This is a genomic window from Pseudomonas sp. Con_6, assembly GCF_059379395.1.
In genome coordinates this window covers 4,035,333-4,056,030 of the sequence record NZ_CM182011.1, presented here as the reverse complement: position 1 = coordinate 4,056,030, position 20,698 = coordinate 4,035,333, and the positions used below count along the sequence as shown (strand labels likewise).

Annotated in this window: 17 protein-coding genes; 8 read left to right on the top strand and 9 right to left on the bottom strand. The window is 63.9% G+C overall.

What is annotated here, in order from left to right:
• Positions 1 to 666: 666 nt before the first annotated feature.
• From AC5QPF_RS17925 to zapE, 6 genes are all read right to left on the bottom strand, one after another.
• Positions 667 to 2,091, bottom strand: coding sequence for an efflux transporter outer membrane subunit (locus AC5QPF_RS17925; protein WP_494959171.1), 1,425 nt, complete (start codon positions 2,089 to 2,091; stop codon positions 667 to 669).
• Positions 2,088 to 5,267 carry a multidrug efflux RND transporter permease subunit gene (locus tag AC5QPF_RS17920; protein WP_494959170.1) on the bottom strand — a complete coding sequence of 1,060 codons (3,180 nt, stop codon included), beginning with the start codon at positions 5,265 to 5,267 and terminating at the stop codon, positions 2,088 to 2,090. Before AC5QPF_RS17920 ends, AC5QPF_RS17925 begins: the two co-directional genes overlap by 4 nt.
• 15 nt (positions 5,268 to 5,282) lie before the next feature.
• Complete coding sequence (mexE, locus tag AC5QPF_RS17915; protein ID WP_494959169.1) at positions 5,283 to 6,527, bottom strand: multidrug efflux RND transporter periplasmic adaptor subunit MexE; 1,245 nt, start codon at positions 6,525 to 6,527, stop codon at positions 5,283 to 5,285.
• 477 nt (positions 6,528 to 7,004) lie between these two features.
• Positions 7,005 to 8,108 (bottom strand): LLM class flavin-dependent oxidoreductase, encoded by a 1,104-nt coding sequence (locus AC5QPF_RS17910; RefSeq protein WP_494959168.1) that lies wholly within the window; start codon positions 8,106 to 8,108, stop codon positions 7,005 to 7,007.
• A 42-nt stretch (positions 8,109 to 8,150) separates the two neighbouring features.
• Positions 8,151 to 9,485 (bottom strand): NtaA/DmoA family FMN-dependent monooxygenase, encoded by a 1,335-nt coding sequence (locus AC5QPF_RS17905; RefSeq protein ID WP_494959167.1) that lies wholly within the window; start codon positions 9,483 to 9,485, stop codon positions 8,151 to 8,153.
• A gap of 200 nt (positions 9,486 to 9,685) precedes the next feature.
• A complete protein-coding gene (gene zapE / locus AC5QPF_RS17900) occupies positions 9,686 to 10,780 on the bottom strand; it encodes a cell division protein ZapE (RefSeq protein ID WP_494959166.1) in 1,095 nt (364 codons plus the stop codon).
• A 259-nt stretch (positions 10,781 to 11,039) separates the two neighbouring features.
• Here zapE and AC5QPF_RS17895 point away from each other — a divergent pair, with 259 nt between their 5' ends.
• From AC5QPF_RS17895 to AC5QPF_RS17865, 7 genes are all read left to right on the top strand, one after another.
• Positions 11,040 to 11,567, top strand: a complete 528-nt coding sequence (locus AC5QPF_RS17895; RefSeq protein ID WP_494959165.1) for a spore coat protein U domain-containing protein — start codon at positions 11,040 to 11,042, stop codon at positions 11,565 to 11,567.
• A gap of 34 nt (positions 11,568 to 11,601) precedes the next feature.
• A complete protein-coding gene (locus AC5QPF_RS17890; protein ID WP_494959164.1) occupies positions 11,602 to 12,135 on the top strand; it encodes a spore coat protein U domain-containing protein in 534 nt (177 codons plus the stop codon).
• 18 nt (positions 12,136 to 12,153) lie between these two features.
• Positions 12,154 to 12,687, top strand: coding sequence for a spore coat protein U domain-containing protein (locus AC5QPF_RS17885; RefSeq protein ID WP_494959163.1), 534 nt, complete (start codon positions 12,154 to 12,156; stop codon positions 12,685 to 12,687).
• 3 nt (positions 12,688 to 12,690) lie between these two features.
• Positions 12,691 to 13,191, top strand: a complete 501-nt coding sequence (locus tag AC5QPF_RS17880) for a spore coat protein U domain-containing protein (RefSeq protein WP_494959162.1) — start codon at positions 12,691 to 12,693, stop codon at positions 13,189 to 13,191.
• Between the two features lie 43 nt (positions 13,192 to 13,234).
• On the top strand, positions 13,235 to 14,023 hold the full coding sequence (locus tag AC5QPF_RS17875) for a fimbria/pilus periplasmic chaperone (protein WP_494959161.1): 789 nt from the start codon (positions 13,235 to 13,237) through the stop codon (positions 14,021 to 14,023).
• 110 nt (positions 14,024 to 14,133) lie between these two features.
• Positions 14,134 to 16,437, top strand: coding sequence for a fimbria/pilus outer membrane usher protein (locus AC5QPF_RS17870; protein ID WP_494964199.1), 2,304 nt, complete (start codon positions 14,134 to 14,136; stop codon positions 16,435 to 16,437).
• A complete protein-coding gene (locus AC5QPF_RS17865; RefSeq protein ID WP_494959160.1) occupies positions 16,434 to 17,405 on the top strand; it encodes a spore coat protein U domain-containing protein in 972 nt (323 codons plus the stop codon). The genes AC5QPF_RS17870 and AC5QPF_RS17865 overlap by 4 nt, the downstream gene beginning before the upstream one ends.
• A 36-nt stretch (positions 17,406 to 17,441) precedes the next feature.
• Here AC5QPF_RS17865 and AC5QPF_RS17860 read toward each other — a convergent pair whose 3' ends face one another.
• From AC5QPF_RS17860 to AC5QPF_RS17850, 3 genes are all read right to left on the bottom strand, one after another.
• On the bottom strand, positions 17,442 to 18,578 hold the full coding sequence (locus AC5QPF_RS17860; RefSeq protein ID WP_494959159.1) for a M14-type cytosolic carboxypeptidase: 1,137 nt from the start codon (positions 18,576 to 18,578) through the stop codon (positions 17,442 to 17,444).
• A gap of 55 nt (positions 18,579 to 18,633) precedes the next feature.
• The gene (locus AC5QPF_RS17855) at positions 18,634 to 19,143 is read right to left on the bottom strand and encodes a DUF4880 domain-containing protein (protein WP_494959158.1); all 510 of its coding nucleotides are present in this window, start codon (positions 19,141 to 19,143) and stop codon (positions 18,634 to 18,636) included.
• A gap of 453 nt (positions 19,144 to 19,596) precedes the next feature.
• Positions 19,597 to 19,929 carry a DUF6124 family protein gene (locus tag AC5QPF_RS17850; protein ID WP_494959157.1) on the bottom strand — a complete coding sequence of 111 codons (333 nt, stop codon included), beginning with the start codon at positions 19,927 to 19,929 and terminating at the stop codon, positions 19,597 to 19,599.
• A gap of 161 nt (positions 19,930 to 20,090) precedes the next feature.
• On the opposite strand from AC5QPF_RS17850, the gene AC5QPF_RS17845 reads away from it, so the two are divergent.
• Entirely contained in the window at positions 20,091 to 20,669 is a 579-nt protein-coding gene (locus AC5QPF_RS17845) for a S24 family peptidase (RefSeq protein ID WP_494959156.1), read from the top strand.
• The last annotated feature ends 29 nt before the right edge of the window (positions 20,670 to 20,698 follow it).

The following is a 20,698-nucleotide window of genomic DNA, read 5'->3' as shown; positions in this document are numbered from 1 at the left end:
GGGATTTGCAGTCTATGCGTAGCCGCGACGTTTGAAACCTGACAAATCTGACAGTTGAACACTGCGTAAAAAACAGACAGATTTGGCTGTTTTTCTACTTCAGGCGAGTGATGGAAGAATGCTTTGACAACATCGGCATCGGCATCGGCATCGGTTGCTCTTGGCTCTTGCTCTTGCTCTTCGTGCGCATACTTTCAGGCGCCGCCAATTGCGACCTCAGCCGGCCGAGTGGAGGTGTCTTGCGGGGGCAGGTGCGTAGCACCCTTCGGCGAAGCCGAAGCGCGAGGTGAAGACTTGCGGAGCAAGTCGTAGGCCGCGGGCCCCCGCAAGGCACCGGAAGGAGGGGACCCGAAGCGCAGCGTAGGGCCGGCTGTGGGAGCGAGCGGTTTTCGTCCATTTTGCCGCAACAAAATGGACCCGCCGTAAAGGCGGAAGGGGCCGGTGGCGTCACCGCTCGCCATGGATAATCTCGCGACACCGACACCGACACCGACACCGACACCGACACCGACACCGACACCGACACCGACACCGACACCGACACCGACACCGACACTCACCCCAAAGCTTCCCGGTACCCCGTGAAGAACCCAAAAAAAGCCCCGCCAGGTCGAAACCTGCGGGGCAAAAAGGTCGGTTTGAACCAACCAAAGGAGCCTTACAAATTCACTTCACCGAAGCCACCGCCTCGGCCTGCCAGCCACCACCCAGCGCCTTGTAGATCGCGACAATCCCGCGATACAGCTCTACCTCGCCTTGGGCCTGGGCATCTTCTGCGGCGAGCTTTTCTCGCTCGGCATCCAGCAGCACCAGGTAATCCACCGTACCTTCGCGATAGCGAATCGACGCCAGGTCCGCCGCCTTGCGGCTCGCCTCGCTCTGCTTCAACAGCGACAGCAACCGCTGCTGGCGCTTGCCGTAGTCGCTGAAGGCGTTTTCCGATTCTTCCAATGCCAGCAATACCTGCTGCTCATAGGTCGCCAGCGCGCCCTCAGCCTCGGCATTGGCCCCGCGCAAGCGGGCACGCACGCTGCCCAGGTCGAACGCCGCCCAGGTGATGCTCGGACCCAGGGCCCAGGCCGAGGCGGCCGACGAGCCGATCTGCGAGCCGCGCCCGGCAGTGAAACCGAGGAAGCCACTGAGGCTGACCCGCGGGAACAGGTCCGCCGTCGCCACACCGACATTGGCGGTCGCTGCCGCCAGTTGCCGTTCAGCCCGACGGATATCAGGACGGCGCTGCAGCAGCTCACCCGGATCGCCCACCGGCAAGGCCTTGGCGATCGCCGGCAACTGCGCCGGCGACAGGTCGACCGTGAGCGCATCCGGCCGCTGGCCGAGCAGGGTGGCTATGCGATTGCGCGCCCGGACCTGCTCCGCCTGCAACTGCGGCACGCTGGCTTCGACTGCCGCCAGCCGTGCGTCGGCACGCACCACGTCCAGTTCGTTGCCGACCCCGGCATCGCGCAGGGTCTCGGTGATGCCCCGGGAATCCTGCTGGGTCTTGAGGTTGGCCATGGCGATCTTCTCGCGCAGCTGCGCCCCGCGCAGTTGCCCGTAGGCATCCACCAGTTCGGCGATCAGGCTGACCTGCAGTTGTTGCAGGTCGGCCTGGGCCGCGGCTTCCTGGGCTTCACTGGCTTCCAGTTGGCGCTGGATGCGGCCGAACAGGTCGAGCTCCCAGGCCATATCCAGGCCCAGGTCGTAGCGCTCGCTGTTGACCCGGTCCTCGGTCTGGCCCGGAATCTGGCCCTTGCCGAGGTTGCTGCTGGCACGGCTGGTCACGGTCGGCAGGGCGTCGTTGTCGACGTCGTCGCGGATCGCCCGCGCTGACTTGAGGCGGGCGAAGGCGACGCGCAGGTCACGGTTGCCGTTCAGCGACTGGGTCACCAACTGGTCCAGCACCGGGTCTTCGAACTGGTGCCACCAGGCGCTTTCGAAGCGACTGCGGTCCAGGCCGGCCTGGCCGTCGACGGCGGCCAGGTGCGCGGCAGCGGTGTCCGGGGTCTTGTAGTCCGGGCCCATGGCGCAGGCGCTCAGGGCCAGTACCAGCAGGCTCGGCAGCCACAGTTTGTTCAGGGTTGCAGCGTTCATGCATGGTTCTCCAGCGCCGGCAGCCGCGCGGCCTTGCGCGCCTGGCTGCGTTCGACGTAACGACGGATCAGGACAAAGAACACCGGGGTCAGCAGCAGGCCGAAGATCGTCACGCCGATCATCCCGGAGAACACCGCCACACCCATGGCATGGCGCATCTCGGCACCGGCACCGGAAGAGAACACCAGCGGTACCACACCCATGATGAAGGCGAACGAGGTCATCAGGATCGGCCGCAGACGCAGGCGGCAGGCTTCCAGTACCGCGGCCAGCGGGTCGAGACCCTCGGCCTGCTTGTCCTTGGCGAACTCGACGATAAGAATCGCGTTCTTGCACGCCAGCCCCACCAGTACGATCAAGCCGATCTGGGTGAAGATGTTGTTGTCGCTACCGGACAGGATCACCCCGGTAATCGCCGACAGCAGGGTCATCGGCACGATCAGGATCACCGCCAGTGGCAGGCTCCAGCTTTCGTACTGAGCAGCCAGCACCAGGAAGGCCAGCAGCACGCAGAGCGGGAAGACGAACAACGCGGTATTGCCGGCGAGGATCTGCTGGTAGGTCAGCTCGGTCCACTCGAAGGTCATGCCGTTGGGCAGTTCCTCCTTCAGCAGTTTCTCCATGGCTTTTTCCGCCTGGCCGGAGCTGTAGCCGGGGGCTGCGGCACCGTTGATCTCGGCGGTGATGAAGCCGTTGTAGTGCATCACGCGGTCCGGGCCCGAGGTGTCGCTGACCTTGATGAAGGTCGCCAACGGGATCATCTCGCCCTGGTTGTTGCGCACCTTCAGCTGGCCGATCTGCTCGGCGTCGAGGCGGAACTGCTGTTCGGCCTGGACGTTGACCTGGTAGGTGCGGCCAAAGCGGTTGAAGTCGTTGGCGTACAGCGAACCCAGGTAGATCTGCAGGGTGTCGAAGATGTCGTTGATGGCCACGCCGTGGGTCTTGGCTTTCTCGCGGTCGATGGCGGCATCGACCTGGGGCACGTTCACCTGGTAGCTGGTGAACAGGCCGGCCAGTTCCGGCACGTTGTGGCTCTTGGCGATGACGTTCTGCACTTCCTTGTACAGCGCTTCATAACCCAGGTTGCCGCGGTCCTCGATCTGCAGGCGGAAACCGCCAATGGTGCCCAGCCCCTGTACCGGCGGCGGCGGGAAGATCGCGATGTAGGCGTCCTGGATATCGGCGAACTGCGCGTTCAGCGCGGCGGCGATGGCACCGGCCGACTGGCTCGGGTCCTTGCGCTCGTCGAACGGCTTGAGCGGGGTGAAGACGATGCCGCTGTTCGGGCTGTTGGTGAAGCCATTGATCGACAGGCCCGGGAAGGCCACCGAGTCGGCCACGCCCGGCTGTTTCAGGGCGATCTCGCTCATCTTCTTGATCACTGCTTCGGTGCGGTCCAGGCTCGCCGCGTCCGGCAACTGGGCGAAGGCCACCAGGTACTGCTTGTCCTGCGCCGGGACGAAGCCGGTCGGCGTGGACGAGAAGCCCAGCCAGGTCAGGCCCATCAGGCCGGCGTAGACGAACAGCGCTACGCCACTGCGACGGATGACCCGGCCGACGGTGCCGACATAGCTATGGCTGGCACGCTCGAAGAAGCGGTTGAACGGACGGAACAACCAGCCGCCCAAAAGACGCTCCAGCAGCAGCGAGAAGCGGTCCTTCGGCTCGTGGTGACCTTTGAGCAGCACGGCGGCCAGGGCCGGCGACAGGGTCAGCGAGTTGAAGGCCGAGATCACCGTGGAGATGGCGATGGTCAGGGCGAACTGCTTGTAGAACTGCCCGGTAAGCCCGGAGATGAAGGCCGCCGGGACGAACACCGCGCAGAGCACCAGGGCGGTGGCGATAATCGGGCCGGTCACTTCGCCCATGGCTTTCTTCGTTGCTTCCAGCGGCTGCAGGCCCAGCTCGATGTTCCGCTCGACGTTTTCCACCACGACGATGGCATCGTCCACCACGATACCGATGGCCAGTACCAGGCCGAACAGCGACAGGGCGTTGAGCGAGAAACCGAACAGGTGCATCACGGCGAAGGTACCGATCAGCGACACCGGCACGGCCACCAGCGGGATGATCGAGGCGCGCCAGGTCTGCAGGAACAGGATCACCACCAGCACCACGAGGATCAGCGCTTCGAACAGGGTGTGCACCACCGCCTCGATGGAGCCGCGGACGAACACGGTCGGGTCGTAGACGATGCTGTAGTCCATGCCTTCGGGGAAGCTCTTCTTCAGCTCGGCCATCTTCGCCCGCACTTCGTCGGAGATCTCGATGGCGTTGGAACCCGGGCGCTGGAAGATCGGGATGGCCACGGCCGGCTGGTTGTTCAGCAGTGAACGCAGGGCGTACTGGCTGGAGCCCAGCTCGACCCGGGCGATGTCCTTCAGGCGGGTAATCTCGCCGTCGGCACCCGAGCGGATGATGATGTTCTCGAACTCTTCCTCGCTGACCAGACGGCCCTGGGTGTTGACCGAGAGCTGGAAGCTGGTGGCGTTCGGCGCGGGTGGCGCACCGAGCTGGCCGGCGGCGACCTGGCGGTTCTGTTCGCGGATCGCCGTGACTACGTCGCTGGCGGTGAGGTTGCGCGAGGCGGTCTTGTTCGGGTCGAGCCAGACCCGCAGCGAGTAGTCGCCCATGCCGAACAGTTGCACATCACCCACGCCGCCCAGGCGCGCCAGCTCGTCCTTGATGTTGAGGATGGCGTAGTTGGACAGGTAGAGCATGTCGTAGCGGTTATCCGGCGAAGTCAGGTGCACGACCATGGTCAGGTCGGGCGAGGCCTTGTCGACGGTGATGCCGATGCGCGTCACTTCTTCCGGCAGCTTGGGCTGGGTCCGTGTCACCCGGTTCTGCACCTGGACCTGGGCGTTGTCCAGGTTGGTGCCCAGGGCGAAGGTGATGGTCAGGGTCAGCTTGCCGTCGGCGGTGGACTGCGAGGACATGTAGAGCATGTTCTCGACACCGGTGATGGCCTGTTCAAGGGGCGCGGCGACGGTTTCGCCGATCACCTTGGGGTTGGCGCCGGGGAAGTTGGCACGTACCACTACGGTGGGCGGGACCACTTCCGGGTATTCGCTGATCGGCAACTGGAACAGCGAGATCGCACCGGCGATCAGGATCAGCAGCGACAGCACGGCGGCGAAGATCGGCCGGGTGATGAAGAACTTGGAGAAATTCATTGGAGTCGTTGTCCCTTAACCGCGTGGGGTCGCGGCGCTGGCGAGCTTGACCGTGGCCTTGCCGGTATCGGCAGGTTGACGGTTGGCGGCTTCCAGGGCCTGGCGCTGTTGGGCGAGGGCGGCGAGGGTGGACTCGCTGGCCATCGGCGTTTCTTCAGGGGTGACCGGTGAGCCGGGACGGACACGCTGCAGGCCCTTGACCACGATGCGGTCTTCCTTGCTCAGGCCGGAACGCACGATGCGCAGGCCTTCGAGTTTCGGACCGAGTTCCACCGGGCGGTAGGCGGCGTTGTTGTCCTTGTCCATGACCAGCACGAACTTCTTGCCAAGGTCGGTACCGACGGCTTCGTCGTTGATCAGCACGGCATCGTAGGTGGCGCTGCCCACCAGCTTCAGGCGGGCGTAGAGGCCCGGGGTGAACTGGCCGTCGCGGTTGTCGAACACGGCGCGACCGCGGATGGTGCCGGTCTTGGGGTTGACCTGGTTGTCGACGAAGTTCATCTGGCCCAGGTGCGGGTTGCCGGTTTCGTTGGACAGGCCCAGGTACACCGGGGTGCTCTGGCCGCGCTGGCCTTCGCGGGCCAGCTGGGTGTACTTGAGGTAGACGCGCTCGTCGGCATCGAAGTAGGCGTAGACGCGGTCGGTGGAGACCACGCTGGTGAGCGGGGTGACGTCGGCGGTGACGATGTTGCCGGCGGTGAATTCGGCACGGCTGACCCGGCCGCTGATCGGTGCGGTGACGCGGGTAAAGCTCAGGTTCAGCTTGGCCAGGTCCAGTTGCGCCTGGATCGCCGCGACACCGGCGCGGGCTTCGGCGGCGGCGCTGGTGCGCGACTCGGCAAGCTCGGCGGAGATGGCGTTGCTGTTGCGCAGGCGTTCACCGCGCTGGGCTTCGTTTTCCGAGCGGATGGCGGTGGCGCGGGCTTGTTGCAGTTGGGCTTCGAGGCGGCGGACTTCGGCCTGGAACGGGCGTGGGTCGATCTGGAACAGCAGGTCGCCTTTCTGCACCTGGGCGCCTTCGGTGAAGGCCACCTGGTCGATCTGCCCGGAGACGCGAGGACGGACTTCGACGGTTTCCGGGGCTTCGAGGCGGCCGGTGAACTCGTCCCACTCGTTGATCGGTTGTTCCAGCACCTTGGCCACGCTGACTTTCGGCGCCATTGGCGCCTGGACCGCTTCCGGGGTGCGACCGCAGGCACTCATTACCAGAAGGGCTAAAGCGGCGAGGGGATAGCGCAAGGGTTTGAGTGACTGCTCCATGGAAAACTCCGCCAATGTATTGATAGTGGGCGGATTCTGCGTTTTGCCAGGGACGGCGACGAATCGAACGAAGCGAAGGTGACTATCACGGGGAATGATGGAAGTCGGGTTCTATCGTGTGGCGTTGATAGTTGAAGCAGGTCCACCACGGACCTTGTGGGAGCGGGTTCACCCGCGATGGCTTTAATGAATTCACCATCGCAATCGCGGGTGAACCCGCTCCCACAGGGGCCGTGGTGGCTCTGGGCTTTGCATCTGGCATCGAGGTGCAAGGGGCTGGCAGGGAGGAGCAAGCAGTGCGCGGGCGGGATTGGGATACTGATGCTGCCCCTTTGGTAGGTCCCTCTGGGTGCGACGGCAATATCTTCATATCTGCGCTACGTTTGAACCGCCAGTGAGGTCACTGGCGGTTTTTTTTCGTCGGGATCTTGTGCTGTTCTTCAGGGCCTCAGCGCTGGCAAACCAGCGATTGGGGCCTCAGCCGTTGGCCCGTTTCCCTTGCGCCTGCTGCGCTACCAGCGCCCTGATCCTTGGCAACAGCTCCTGCCCGTACTCCACCGCATCGCGCAACTGGTCGAAACCACGGAACAGGAAGGTGGTCACGCCGAGGTTGTAATACTCCAGCGCCGCCTCCGCTACCTGGTCCGGCGTGCCCACCAGTGAGGTCGAGTTGCCCGCCGCGCCGGTCAGCGCCGCGATCGCCGTCCACAGGCGGGTGTCGTGCACCACCTTCTGGCTGGCCAGTTCCACCAGCCGCGCCGAGCCGATGTTGTTCTTGCCTACGTTCAGCTCGCGACGTTTGCCTGCGCGCTGTTCGTGCAGCACCTTGGCGTCCGCCAGGATGCGCTCGGCCCGCGCCCAGGCTTCGTCCTCGGTAGCCCCGAGGATCGGTCGCAGCGACAGGCTGAAGCGAATGTGCTTCTCCCGCCCGTATTTCGCCGCTGCGCGGCGCACCTTGGCGATGCGCTCGCGTACCTGCTCCAGCGGCTCGCCCCACATCATGTAGACATCGGCATGCTTGGCCGCGACTTCCACCGCGGCATCGGATGCCCCGGAGAAGTAGATCGGTACATGGGGCTTGTGCAGCGGCTTGATCAGGGTCAGGTTGTCCTCGACCCGGTAGTGCGGGCCTTCATGGTTGAATGGTGTGGTCGCAGTCCAGGTCTGCTTGACCACGTCGAGGTACTCGCTGGTGCGGGCATAGCGGGCGTCCTTGTCGAGGAAGTCGCCGTCACGCTGCAGGTCGCCGCTGTCGCCGCCGGTAATCACGTTGATCGAGGCGCGCCCGCGGCTCAGGTGGTCGAGGGTGGCGAACTGGCGGGCGGCGAAGGTCGGCGCCTGGAAGCCCGGGCGGTGGGCCACCAGCAGGCCGAGCTTCTCGGTGTAGGCGGCGACGTGGCTGGCGATGATCAGCGAGTCGGCGGCGCTGGTATTGACGGCCAGCAGGGCCTTGTCGAAGCCGCCGTATTCCTGGGCCTGGGCGAAGGCGCGGATAAATTCCAGGTCGACCGCCGGGCCACGCGGGGCCTGGGATTCACTGGCTTCCTGGGGCCCGATCAGGCCGATGAACTCAAGACTCATGGGGTAAATTCCTTGTCCGTCGATAGGTGGGTTCAGTGCGGTTCAGGCGACCGCTTCTTGGGTGCGACGCAAGGTGTAGCGGTTGTCCGGCACGGCCAGACCGAAGTTGTCGCGCAGGGTCTGGCCTTCGTATTCACGGCGCAGCAGGCCGCGTTGCTGCAGCACCGGCACCACCAGTTCGGTGAAGCGCTGCAGGCCGTCCGGTAGCAGCGAGTTGATGATGAAGCCGTCTGCCGCCTCGTGTTCGAACCAGTCCTGCACGGCGTTGGCCACGTCTTCGGCAGTGCCGACGAAGTCGCGCTTCGGCGCGGAGAAACGCAGCGCCACCTGGCGCAGGGTCAGGCCTTCCTCGCGGGCGATGCGCTTGAGCTGGTCGGACGAGCCCTTGTGGCTCTGGCTGCCGAGGTCGCCGAGGTCGGGGAAGGGCGCGTCGAGGTCGTGCCCGCTGAAGTCGTAGTCGTTGAATGGCCGGCCCAGGGCAACGATCGCGTCTTCGATGCTCACCAGGTCCACCGCCTGCTGGTAGCGACGCTCGGCGTCCTCGGCATCGACGCCGACGATGGGGCGGATGCCCGGCAGGATGAACAGTTCGTCCGGATTGCGGCCGAAGCCTTTCGCTCGTTGCTTGAGGTCCAGGTAATAGGCGCGGGCATCGCTGAAGCCTTCGGGACTGACGAAGATCGCATCGGCCTGGCGCGCGGCGAAGTTGCGCCCATCCTCGGAGGTGCCAGCCTGGAAGATCAGCGGCTGGCCCTGGCGCGAGCGGGCGATGTTCAGTGGACCTTTGACCTTGAAGAACTCGCCCTGGTGATTCAGGGCGTGGAGCTTGTCCGGATCGAAGAATTCGCCGCTCTGCTTGTCGCGGGTGAAGGCGTCGTCTTCCCAGGAGTCCCAAAGGCCCTGTACCACCTGCACGTGTTCCTTGGCGATGCGGTAGCGCTCGGCATGGGGCGGGTGTTCGGCCTTGCCGAAGTTGTCGGCGGTGCCGGAAAGCCACGAGGTGACCACGTTCCAGCCGGCGCGGCCGCCGCTGATATGGTCCAGCGAGGCCAGTTGGCGGGCAACCTGGAAGGGTTCGGTGTAGCTGACGGTGATGGTTGCCACCAGGCCGATATGCTCGGTGACTGCGGCCAGGGCGGACAGGATGGTCAGCGGCTCGAAGCGGTTGAGGTAATGGGGGCTGGATTTGGCGTGGATATGCAGGCTGTCGGCGATGAAGGCGAAGTCGAACTTGCCGGCTTCTGCCAGTTGCGCCTGCTGCTTGTAGTAGCCGAAATTGACGCTGGCATCGGCCAGGGCCTGTGGATGGCGCCATTCGCCCCAGCCGTGGCCGACACCGTGGATCATTGCGCCGAGTTTGATCTGTCGCTTGCTCATGCTTCGCTCCTGCAAAAAGGAAGGCGACGAAGCACGGAGAACCCCGGCTGCATCGCTCGATAACGGGCCTCCGCCGGGAAAGGGGTCGGTCTTGGAGCAGACCTTATGCGGGAGTGGGGTATCTGTGAAGGACCTTTTTCTTCTATGCTAATTATGTAAATAAAGCATCAAATATTATTTCTAATATCAGGAAAGTGAATTTAATCGGGCTCTGGGCCGATCTGCTGCAACTGTCCCAGCCGGCTACGGGTTCGGGCCAGGTCCGCCACGCTGCCGCCGAGGCTTTGCGCCAAGGGCCGCTCGCCGGTCAGCAGCAATGGCTTGTCGCGGTCATACAGCACGTCCACCAGGTTGATGAAGCGCTGTTGCGCGGCGATGGTGCAGTCCTCCAGGTCCGGCAGTCCTTCGATGGTCCAGTGCTCGAAACGCCGGATCAGTTCCAGGTAATCGATGACTGCCGTCGCCTGCTCGCAGATGCTGGCGAAATCGAAGACCACACTGCATTCATCGCGTACCCGCGCGCGCAACTGGCGTTGGTTTACTTCCAGCACCACTTCGGGTGCAGGCTCGGCGAAGCCCAACTGGCGCAACTGCCCGGGCGTCCCCGGCCAGACGTAGTGGCCCTGGGTGAAGCGCTGCAGACGGCCGGCGTCGGGGAGGGCGCGATAGTCCTGGTCGCCGCCCACTTCCAGCACCAGCATGCGTTCCTCGATCAGCCGGATCACCGGCTCGAAACGCTGGTGATAGAGCGGATTGGGCAGCAAGCCACGGGGTGGGTAGTTGGACGTCACCAGAAGGAAGATGTCGCGGGCGAACAGCGCCTTGTACAACCGGGTGAGCAGCATGGCATCGCCGATGTCGTGGACATGGAACTCATCGAAGCACAGCACCCGGCAGTCACCGAGCAGGTGGTCGAGGGTCACGCCCAGGGCGTCATCTTCGCGGCGGTGTTCGAACATGCCCTGGTGCAGGCGGGCGAAGAAATCGTGGAAATGCAGGCGGCGTTTGGGCTGGTCGCCGAGGGCCTTGTAGAAACCGTCCAGCAGCCAGCTCTTGCCCCGGCCGACCTGGCCATGCAGGTACAGGCTGCGGGCCTGACCGAAAGGCAGGCGCGCCGCCTGTTGCGCCATTGCGCTGATGACCTGCTGCTGGCCGTCGCTCAGGGTGTAGCCCTGTTGCTGGGCCTGGTCGGCGAAGAATCGCTGGATGGCGCCGTCGATGGCAGCCTCCGCTGGAGCGCTGGTATTCAGGCGTTGACGCAGGGCACGCAGGGGCGAGCGGATCCAGGCGGGCAAATCAAGTTCCTCGAAGGCAGGACGACGATCTTGGGTACGACGCGGTCGCGCCCAATCGCGGATGAATCCGCACACCGACCGCGTAGCATCGGGTAGGGCGGCAATATTAACCAGATAGTGAATAACGCCACCAGCCAGATTACCCAAGCTCGTCGGATATTTCCTGTACAACACCTGTACATTTCTTGATCGGCTGGCAGCATTTTCTTCGGCTGCTAACCTCAATTCCAGATCACTCCTGCAAGGAAAGGGAGGGAAGGTGAAGGGACGATCACTGCTGGCGCTGGTCGGGCTGTGGACTGCCCAGGGCGCCGCAGCCACGGATTTTCTCGTCGAAGTACGTATCGACGTGCAGCGCGGCTGCCTGTTGATCCACGATACCCGTGACGCCGGTGCTCAGGCCTTGGGCGTGCTGGATTTCGGCCACAGCCCGCGGCTGGACGACGCCACCGGGCCGTTGAGCAGCCAGTTGCTGGTGCAACGACCACCGCGCCTGGAATGCAATCCGGACACGGCCTACCAGATCCAGGTCGATGGCGGCCTGCATGGAGGCACCGGTGACGTGCGCTACCTGGTCTCCGCCGATCCCCGCGCCAGGCCCATCCCTTACCGCCTGTTCCAGGATCCCGCCTGGCGGGTGCCGCTGTCGGTGAACATCGCCCAGCATGGCCGGGTACCGGACAGCGGCTCGGTGGAACTTCCCTTGTATGCGCGTATCGACACACAAACCGAGCTTCCAAGGACGGGGCGCTATTCGGACATGTTGAAGGTGACTGTCACCTGGTGACGGTCGAGGTGGCACTGCTTAGGGAGTGAGCAGCATGCAGACATCACGCATTCTTCTGCTGAGCCTGGGGCCGCTCCTGCTCAGCACCAGCGTCGACGGCGCAATGAGCGGGCATATCCAGGCGCGCCTGGTGATTACCTCCGCCTGCCAGATCAGCAGTGAGTCGTCGCCGCAAGCGCCGGCCGCAGGCGGTGGCGTACTCGACTTCGGCGCCCAGGGGCCGATGTGGACCAACCCGATCCGCGCCGCCCTCGACGATACCGCCGGCACCGGCAACCTGCAGGTCAGCTGCAATCCGCAGGTGCGTGCCTTTACCGTGACCATCAATGGTGGCGCCAATCCTGAAGGCACCACCCGCCGCCTGAGCAATGGCGGCGTACTCATTCCTTACCAGTTGTCCACCGATCCCGCCGGGCGCACGAATTACGGCATTGGCCAGCAACTCAACTTTTCGGTGAGCAGCGCGGCACAGATTCCGATTCCCATCTACGGCGTTGTCGTAGCCAACCCCAAAGCCCTGCCCGCGGGCGTTTATCGCGACACCCTGACGGTGACGCTGGACTGGTGACAGTCAAAGGAGTGAATCATGAAACCCACACTTTCCCGTTTCCTCTTCGCCGGCGTCGCCTTGGCCCTCGCATCTCAGGCCCAGGCGGCCACGGTCACCGGGAACATCAATGCCTCGCTGGTACTGATTTCCAGTTGTCAGGTGAACGGCTCCACGGCCACCACCGGGGTCAACTTCGGTGCCCTCAACTTCGGTACCCAGACCGCTCTGTTCACCCAGGCAGGGGCTCAGGTGCTTGCTGGCGGTGGCGGTGCCATGAGCATCCTCTGCTCGAACGGTGCGATTCCGGTGATCAAGGTCGGCGTGGGGGCCAATGACGGCCAGTCCACCGGGGGTACCCGGGCCCTCGCCAATGGCTCCGGGAGCTACGTTCCCTACGATTTCTATACTGACTCCGGGTTCGGCACGCTACTGCCGATCAACGGAACCATCACCCTGCCCACCAGTACCGGTGTGGCGCAGACCGTGAACCTCTACGGCAAGGCGGTGGGCAAGGCCGGATTGCCGCCGGGCACCTACACCGACACCGTGGCGGTCGAGCTGAGTTTCTGAGCCATGCACGGGCGTCTGGCGCTGGGGCTGGCGCTGGTCGCGGCGGTTGCACCAGTGCCGCTGGATGCCGCCACGACCAGCACCTTTTTGGTTAACGCGACGATCCAGGCGGGCTGCCTGGTGGTGGGCGGGGTGACCAACTACGGCAACCTGAATTTTGGCAGTTTTTCGGCGCTGTCCACGGCCGTTGCCACCACAGCGCTCAGCGGTACCACGGTGACCCTGCAGTGCACGCCGGGGGTGACTCTGAACATGGCCGTCGACGGCGGGCAGAACAACAACGGCAGCCGCAACCTAAAGCGCAGTACCGGCAGCAACCTGCAGGTCTATCAGCTGTTTCGCGATGCCGCGTTCAGCCAGGCGCTGGGCATCAACCAGACGGTGGCGGTCAGCTACAGCGACCCGACGGCCATCCAGTTGCCGATCTACGCCCGTGCCCAACTGACCGGGGTGCTACCGGCGGGCACCTATACCGATGTGCTGCAAGTGACACTGACCTGGTAAGCGAGAACGCGCCGGGCTGACAAGAAAACGAAGGAGGGTTGGCATGGGAAGGGACGCTCGGCGTCTGGGCGCGGGGAGGATGCTGTCGGCGCTGCTCCTGGCGCTGTGGGGGGGAATGGCGCAGGCAGCGACCTCGGTATTGATCTGGCCGATCGATCCGGTGATCGAGGCCGAGCAAAAGGCCGGCGCGCTGTGGCTGGAAAACCGTGGCAGCGAGGTGGCCAACCTGCAGATCCGCATTTTCGCCTGGCGCCAGGGCGAATTCGACGACCAGTACCAGAACCAGCGCGACATCATTGGCAGTCCGCCGCTGGCCAAGATCGAGCCCGGGCAGAAGCAGTTGGTGCGCCTGACCCGCACCGGCAAGTCACCGGTGGGCCAGGAGCAGGCTTACCGCATCATCATCGATGAGATTCCGCCACCTTTGCCGGCGAACACCGGTACCGAGAAGCCGCAGGCGGCGATCCGTTTCCAGATGCGCTACTCGGTGCCGCTGTTCGTCTACGGCGACGGCCTGTGGGGCAAGCCGGACCCTGAGGGGCAGCGCGATGCCAAGGGCGTTGGCAAGCCACAGCTGAGCTGGCGCCAGGTCTCGGTGCAGGGCCGGCCGTTCGTCGAGATTCGCAACACGAGCCCGGTGCATGCGCGATTGACTGATGTCGTCATGCAGCAGGGTGGGCAGAACCGTCCGGTGGTGGAAGGCTTGCTCGGTTACGTGTTGCCCGGGGCCAGCATGCGCTGGCCGGCGCCCTTGCAGGCGTCAGCGGCGACCGTGCTGCAGGGCCGGGTGAATGGCGGCGAGTCCGCCCAGACCATCGGCCAGGGACAGTGAAGTGAGCGGATAGATCCAGGGACCAGGGGCTGGAGCAGCCTCGTCAAGGGTGGGAACAGTGCGTGAAGGGATTTCTGGCCAGTACCCGACGTCTGGCGCTGGCGAGTGGCATGACGGTATTCGCGGTGACGCCGTTGCTGGCTGGCGAACTACCGCCGCCGCCCAGCGGTCAGGAGGCAGTCAGCGATGCGCAGTTGTATCTGGAACTGGTGGTCAACCAGATGAGCAGCGGTAGCGTGGTGCCCGTGCAGCAACGCTCCGGCCACCTGTACGTGGCCGCCAGTGACCTGCGTGCGGCAGGGATCGAGTTTCCCGTGCCGGTGCCCGAGCAAGTGGCGCTGGACAGTATCGCCGGCCTGCACAGTGACTACGACAGCCAGGCCCAGCGCCTGCTGCTGCAGGTGCCGCTGAACTGGCTGCCGAACCAGCGTATCGGCAGCCGCTCGCTGTACCCGCCGAGCGAGGCTCGCAGCAGCTTCGGCGCGTTGCTCAACTATGACCTGTACCTGAACGACACCGATGACAGTGGCACCAGCCTGTCGGCCTGGAACGAGTTTCGCGTGTTCGATGGTTGGGGCACCTTCTCTACCACCGGGCAGTGGCGCGAGCAGATCAGCGGGCAAAGCTTCGATTCAAGCCAGCGCGGTTTCCTGCGCTACGACACCACCTTCCGTTACACCGACGAAGAACGCCTGCTGACTTTCGAAGGTGGCGACGTGGTCAGCGGCTCGCTGCCCTGGAGCAGTTCGGTGCGCATGGGCGGCGTGCAACTGTCGCGGGACTTCTCGGTGCGGCCGGACCTGGTCACCTATCCGCTGCCGGCCTTCGCCGGCGAGGCGGCGGTACCATCGTCGCTGGATCTGTTCATCAACGGCTACAAGAGCACCAGCGCCCAGTTGCAGCCCGGGCCCTACACCCTGACCAACGTGCCGTACATCAACGGCGCCGGGGAGGCGGTGGTGGTGACCACCGATGCCCTGGGTCGCCAGGTCTCCACCACCTTGCCGTTCTATGTCACCAGCACCCTGTTGCAGAAGGGCCTGATGGATTTCTCGGTGGCGGCCGGCAAGTTGCGCCGCAATTACGGGATCAGTGATTTTTCCTATGGATCGACCCTGACCACGGGCAGCCTGCGCTATGGCGTCAGCGACAACTTCACCCTGGAGAGCCATGCAGAGGCCGGCGAGTCCCTGACCCTCGGGGGCATCGGCGGGAACCTGCTGGTGGGCAATCTGGGCGTGATCAATGCCGCTGTGAGCCATAGCACTTTCGAAAGCCGCAGCGGCCAGCAACTGAGCTTCGGCTATCAGTACAACAGCCAGCGTATCGGCTTCAGCTACCAGCGCCTGGAACGTCGTGGCGACTATGCCGACGCGACCTTGCTGGACAGCCCTTACACCCGTCTCAGCCAGCGCAGCGAGCAGGTCACGGTCAGCCTCAACATTAACCGCTACGGCAGCCTCGGTGCCGGCTATTTCGACGTGCGCGCCGCCGACAATTCGCGCACGCGCCTGGTCAATCTGAGCTGGAGCCGCTCATTGTGGGGCAGTACCAGCCTGTACCTCTCGGCCAACCGCGAAGTCAGCGGCGGCGGGCAGTGGGCGACCCAGGCGCAACTGGTGATTCCCTTCGACTTGCACGGCACCATCAGTCTCAGCGCCGAACGCAACCAGAACGGCGAAAGCCTGCAGCGGGTCAACTACAGCCACGCCGTGCCGAGCCAGGGCGGGGTCGGCTTCAACCTCGGCTATGCCGGTGGCGACCAGCAGGCCTACCGCCAGGCTGACCTGACCTGGCGCCTGCAGTCGGTGCAACTGCAGGCCGGCGCCTATGGCACCAGCGATGCCATGACCCGCTGGGCCGATGCCAGTGGCTCGGTAGTGTGGATGGACAACGGCCTGTTCGCCGCCAACCGCATCGACGATGCCTTCGTCGTGGTCAGTACCAATGGCTTCGCCGACGTGCCGGTGCGTTACGAAAACCAGCCCGTGGGCCGTACCAACGGCAAGGGTCAGTTGCTGGTGCCGTGGAGCAGTGCCTACTACCGCGGCAAGTACGAGATCGATCCGCTGGAGCTGCCGGCCAACATTCGCGCCGGCAACGTCGAGCAGCGCGTGGCGGTACGCCGTGGCGCGGGCTATCTGTTGAACTTCCCGCTGGATCGGGTGCTGGCGGCCAGCGTCGAGCTGGTGGACGCCAATCATCAAGACCTGCCGCTGGGCAGCCAGGTCACCCATCAGCAGAGCGGCACGCTGGCGGTGGTGGGTTGGGACGGGTTGGTCTATCTGGAGAACCTGACGGAGCAGAACACCTTGCTCGTGCAATTGGCGAGCGGTGGTAGCTGCCAGGCGCAGTTCAGCCTCGACGGCGCGCAGGACGATGTGCCGCTGATCGGCCCGCTGGTGTGCAAATGAAGCGCTGGCTGGCGGTGCTGCTGCTCTGCCTGCTGGCAGCGCAGGCGCGGGCGCAATGTTCAGTGGTACAGCCGACCAACATCGCCTTTGGCAGCGTCGCCTCGACCCTGGTCAACACCACGGTGCAATCCAGCTCTACCACCAATGCCGGGCTGCGTTGCAGCGGCTCGCTGCTGACCCTGCTGCGCTCGGATGATTTCTTCAAGCTGACGCTGACGTCAGTGGGCGGCACCACGGGCATGGTGGGGCCCACCGGGGACGTGATCAACTACACGATCTATGGCGACAACACCACGTCCTATCCCATTACCCGCGGGCAGCCTTTCGATTTCGCCCGGTACGGCATCCTCGAAGCGCTGGGCATTCTTGGCAACACTGTGCCGTCCACGGTGCCGCTCTACGTCCGGACCCTGACCGGGAGCAATGTCGCCGCCGGGACCTACACGGAAACCTTCACCGTCTTCTGGAACTGGGACTATTGCTGGGGAATCGGCGTCGGCGGGCTGTGCCTTGGCCGGCAGACCAGCAGTGGAACCACCAGCATGACCGTGAGCCTGACCGTGACCGCCGATTGCCAGATCACTACGCCGACCATCAACTTTGGCACGGCGCCGGTGGTCAGCGGTTTTTCCACGGTGAGCCAGAGCGTCAGCCTGTCGTGCACCAAGGGCAGTGCCTATACCGTGGGGCTCAATGATGGCTTGTATGTGTCCGGGGGGCGGCGGCGCATGAAGTCGACGACGAGTACCAATTACCTCGCCTACGACATCTTCAAGAGTGCTGGCGCGGTGCGCTGGGGTTCCCTGACTACCGCCCGGCGGGCCAGCAGCGATGCGGATATCAATCCGGGCAATGGCACGGGGACGGGGAGCCAGGTGTTCAACTACAACGCCAAGGTCTACACCGACCAGGCCACGCCGCCGGCTGGGGCTTATCAGGACAGTGTGATCCTGGACGTGGCGTTCTGAGGGGCAGTGCCGGCCTCATCGTGGGCAACACAAGAATCAGCGCAGTTCCCCGACCATCTGCCCGATCGCATCCAGCACCGACGAAGCCAGCGCCTTCGAGCGCTTGCCCGACCATCCAGTGAGCGCATCCGGTGCGTCGTCATGATCCTTGAACGGCATCTCCAGGGTCAGCGACAGGCAGTCATGAGCCTGGCCCACCGCATTGCAGGCCAGGGTCATGTTGGCCTCGCCCGGCGCGCTGCGCGGGTAGCCATGCACGTCCTGGAAATCGCGGGTCAGGCTGCACAGGGTCTTGCGGAAACGTTCTTCCAGCTGGGCGATGCGCGGCGTATAGCCGGGGTTTCCCTCGCAGGCGGCCGTGAATACATGGGGGATTTCCTCGTCGCCATGGATATCGAGGAACAGGTCGACGCCATGCAGCTTCATCTGCTGCTGGGCGAACAGCACTTCCGGGGTCTGGTCGGCGCTGGCGCTCTGCCAGGCACGGTTGAGGTCATGGCCGCGGGCGTTGGTGCGCAGATGGCCGCGCACGGCACCATCGGGATTCATGTTGGGAATCAGGTACAGGTCGGCGGTCGCCAGCAGGCCTTGCAAGACGGCGTCGTTCTGCTCGACGCGGTCGATCACGCCTTCCATGAACCATTCGGCCATGTGCTCGCCTGGATGCTGCTGGGCGATGATCCACACCTTGCGCTTGCCTTGGGCGCCATCACCGACCCGCAGCAGCGGGATGTCGCGGCCTTCGACACTGCGCCCGGTGGCCAGCAGACTGACGCCGGGCAACTGACGGGCACGTTCGATCAACTGGTTGTGACGGGCGCGGGAGTAAGGTTCGAAGTAGGCGAACCAGGCCTGCGGCTCACGGGCTTCGAGGCTGAAGTGCAGGGCCTTGCCATCGAAGCGGGAGGGCACGCGGAACCAGTTCTGCTGATCGTACGAAGCGACGGCGTGGTAGCCGTCCCAGGCCTTGTTGTAGGAAGACTCACCGGCGTTTTCGAGGATGAAGTTGTGGGTCTGTCCCGGGGTCAGGCCGCTGGCCTTGAAGTGGAACCACTGGAAATGCGCGCTGCAGGTGTCGTTACGGATCGCCAGGCGGATCTGTGCGGGATGGCTGGCGTCCCGAACCAGGATATTGCCGGAGTCGAAATCGCAGTCGATGCTCAGTGCGGTCATTGCCAGGTTCCTGTGTAGAGTTGTTGTAGCCGGTCACTCTACACAACCTGGCGGCTTACCAGAAACCCAATGCCAGCAATGCGGCCAGGCCCAGGCCCATGGCCACGGTGCAGCCACCCAGGGAGAAGGCGGCGCGGCCCTGCCGGTACCAGTTGTTCTCACCCAGTTGGCGGGCGGGGGCGAGCAGGCTGCGCCAGCGCAGTTCGGTGGCATGGAAGGCGGCCAGGTGTTCTGGCGCTGCATCGAGCCAGCGACGGAAGTCGATGCGTTCGCTGGCAGTAACCTGCGGGCTCTGCAAGCGCACGTACCACTGGCCGGCGACACGGGCGATCGCCTCCGGCACGGACAAGGTGCATTGCAGGACCTGGTTCATATGGTGCTCGACATTGCTGTCGCGCAGATCAAGGCGCTCGGCGATGGCGGCATAGGAGAGTTGGTCGAGGCGGTTCAGCAAGAACACCTGCTGGACCCGGCGTGGAAGCTTTTTCAGGCGTTGCAGCAGGTCCGCCTCGGCGGCGTCGGTGCAATCGGCGTGGTGATCCAGAGGCAGCAGCAGGCGGGTCATGGTTCAAGCTCCTTGCTGAGGAAACGGAGGAGGCGGGTAGGGGGCATCTTCCTTGACGCGGTTGAGAGCTTAATCTTAACGAGATTGGTTCTCAAGTGCTGATTTCAGCAAATTTCAGCAAAGCCCCGTTACAAGGGTTACAGCGGCGATAGTCCTTTGATATCATTGCCACATTAAGTAACACACCGCCTTCATTAGCCTGAAGAGCCAAAAAAAAGACCCGGCAAAAAGCCGGGTCAAAAACCGTGATTAGCCTGATGAGGAGATAATCTGAGAGTCCGACCTAAGGGCTCCAGGTTATCCAACCAGTCTCGCGACCAGTTGCGATCAATAATAATCGTTCTCATTTTCAAGTCAAATGAATTTTCTGTAATCCTGCGGAAAATTCTCTGCCCCATGCCTGAAGCCCAGCTGTTCCGGGCTTTTTCGATTGTTTTATTCCCCCCCTCGACACTACTCCTGAACCGGTTCCTGATCGCGTTTGGCGGCGAGCTGCTGGCTGTGATCGAGCATCGCGCGGCCGAGGTTGAGCAGGTGCATGACCATCAGCATCTGGTCCTGGCCTTTGTCGCGCATGCGTTGGGCTGCCTCCCAGGCGCTGGATGATGCGCAGCGCAGCAGCCAATCGGCCTGTGCCGCGGCGGTTTCTGCGGTGAGGTCATGGCGCGCCACCACCAGTTGCATGTCTTCGCCCGCCGGCGAGCGCTCTGGAGCGGGGTTGAAGTAGTAGTCCATGGCGCGACGGGCAGCGTCGCTGTCCAGTTGGCAAAACGATGAGTTAGTCATGAATCGGTCTTCCTTGAAGGTCTGGAAAAAGTGCCAGGGAAATATAATACCCGTCGTATTCTTTTCAGGATTTTAAATACTACAATTTGTGTATTGAGCGTCTTTGGGTAGTCCGTATCGTGCCTGCGATGGAAAACTGGATCGCACTAACCAAGAAACGGATGAGTGAGCTCAAGCTCACCCAAGAGAAGCTGGCCGAGCGCGTGGGCGTGACCCAGGGATGTGTCGGTCTGTGGCTGCGTGGCGAGCGCGAGCTGTCCCTGAAGCGCATGAACGAGGTGCTGGTGGCCCTGGAGCTGCCGATGGAAATGCGCCCCACGCTGAACACGGCGGAGGAACCGGCCAATTACGGCCTGCCGACCACCTTCCGCTACCCGTTGTCAGACTGGGAGTGCCTGGCCAGGGTCGATGCCAATACACCGGGTGCTGACCAGATCACCGATTACAAGGCCCTCGGTACGGCGTTCTGGTTACGGGTCGAGGGGGACGCGATGACCGCGCCGACCGGCCTGAGCATTTGCGCTGGGATGCTGGTGCTGGTCGATACCGGGGTCGAGCCGCAGGTCGGGCGCCTGGTGATCGCCCGGGTGCAGGGCAATACCTTGGGTGTGTTGCGCCAGTTGGTGGTGGAGGGCGGCCAGCGCTTCCTCAAGCCGCTCAATCCGACTTATCCGATCACTTTGTGCGGTGATGACTGTGAATTGCTGGGTGTGGCCATTCAGGCCGGCATCCGGTTCTGATCTCCTTGCAACGAAGAACGGCGCCCTTG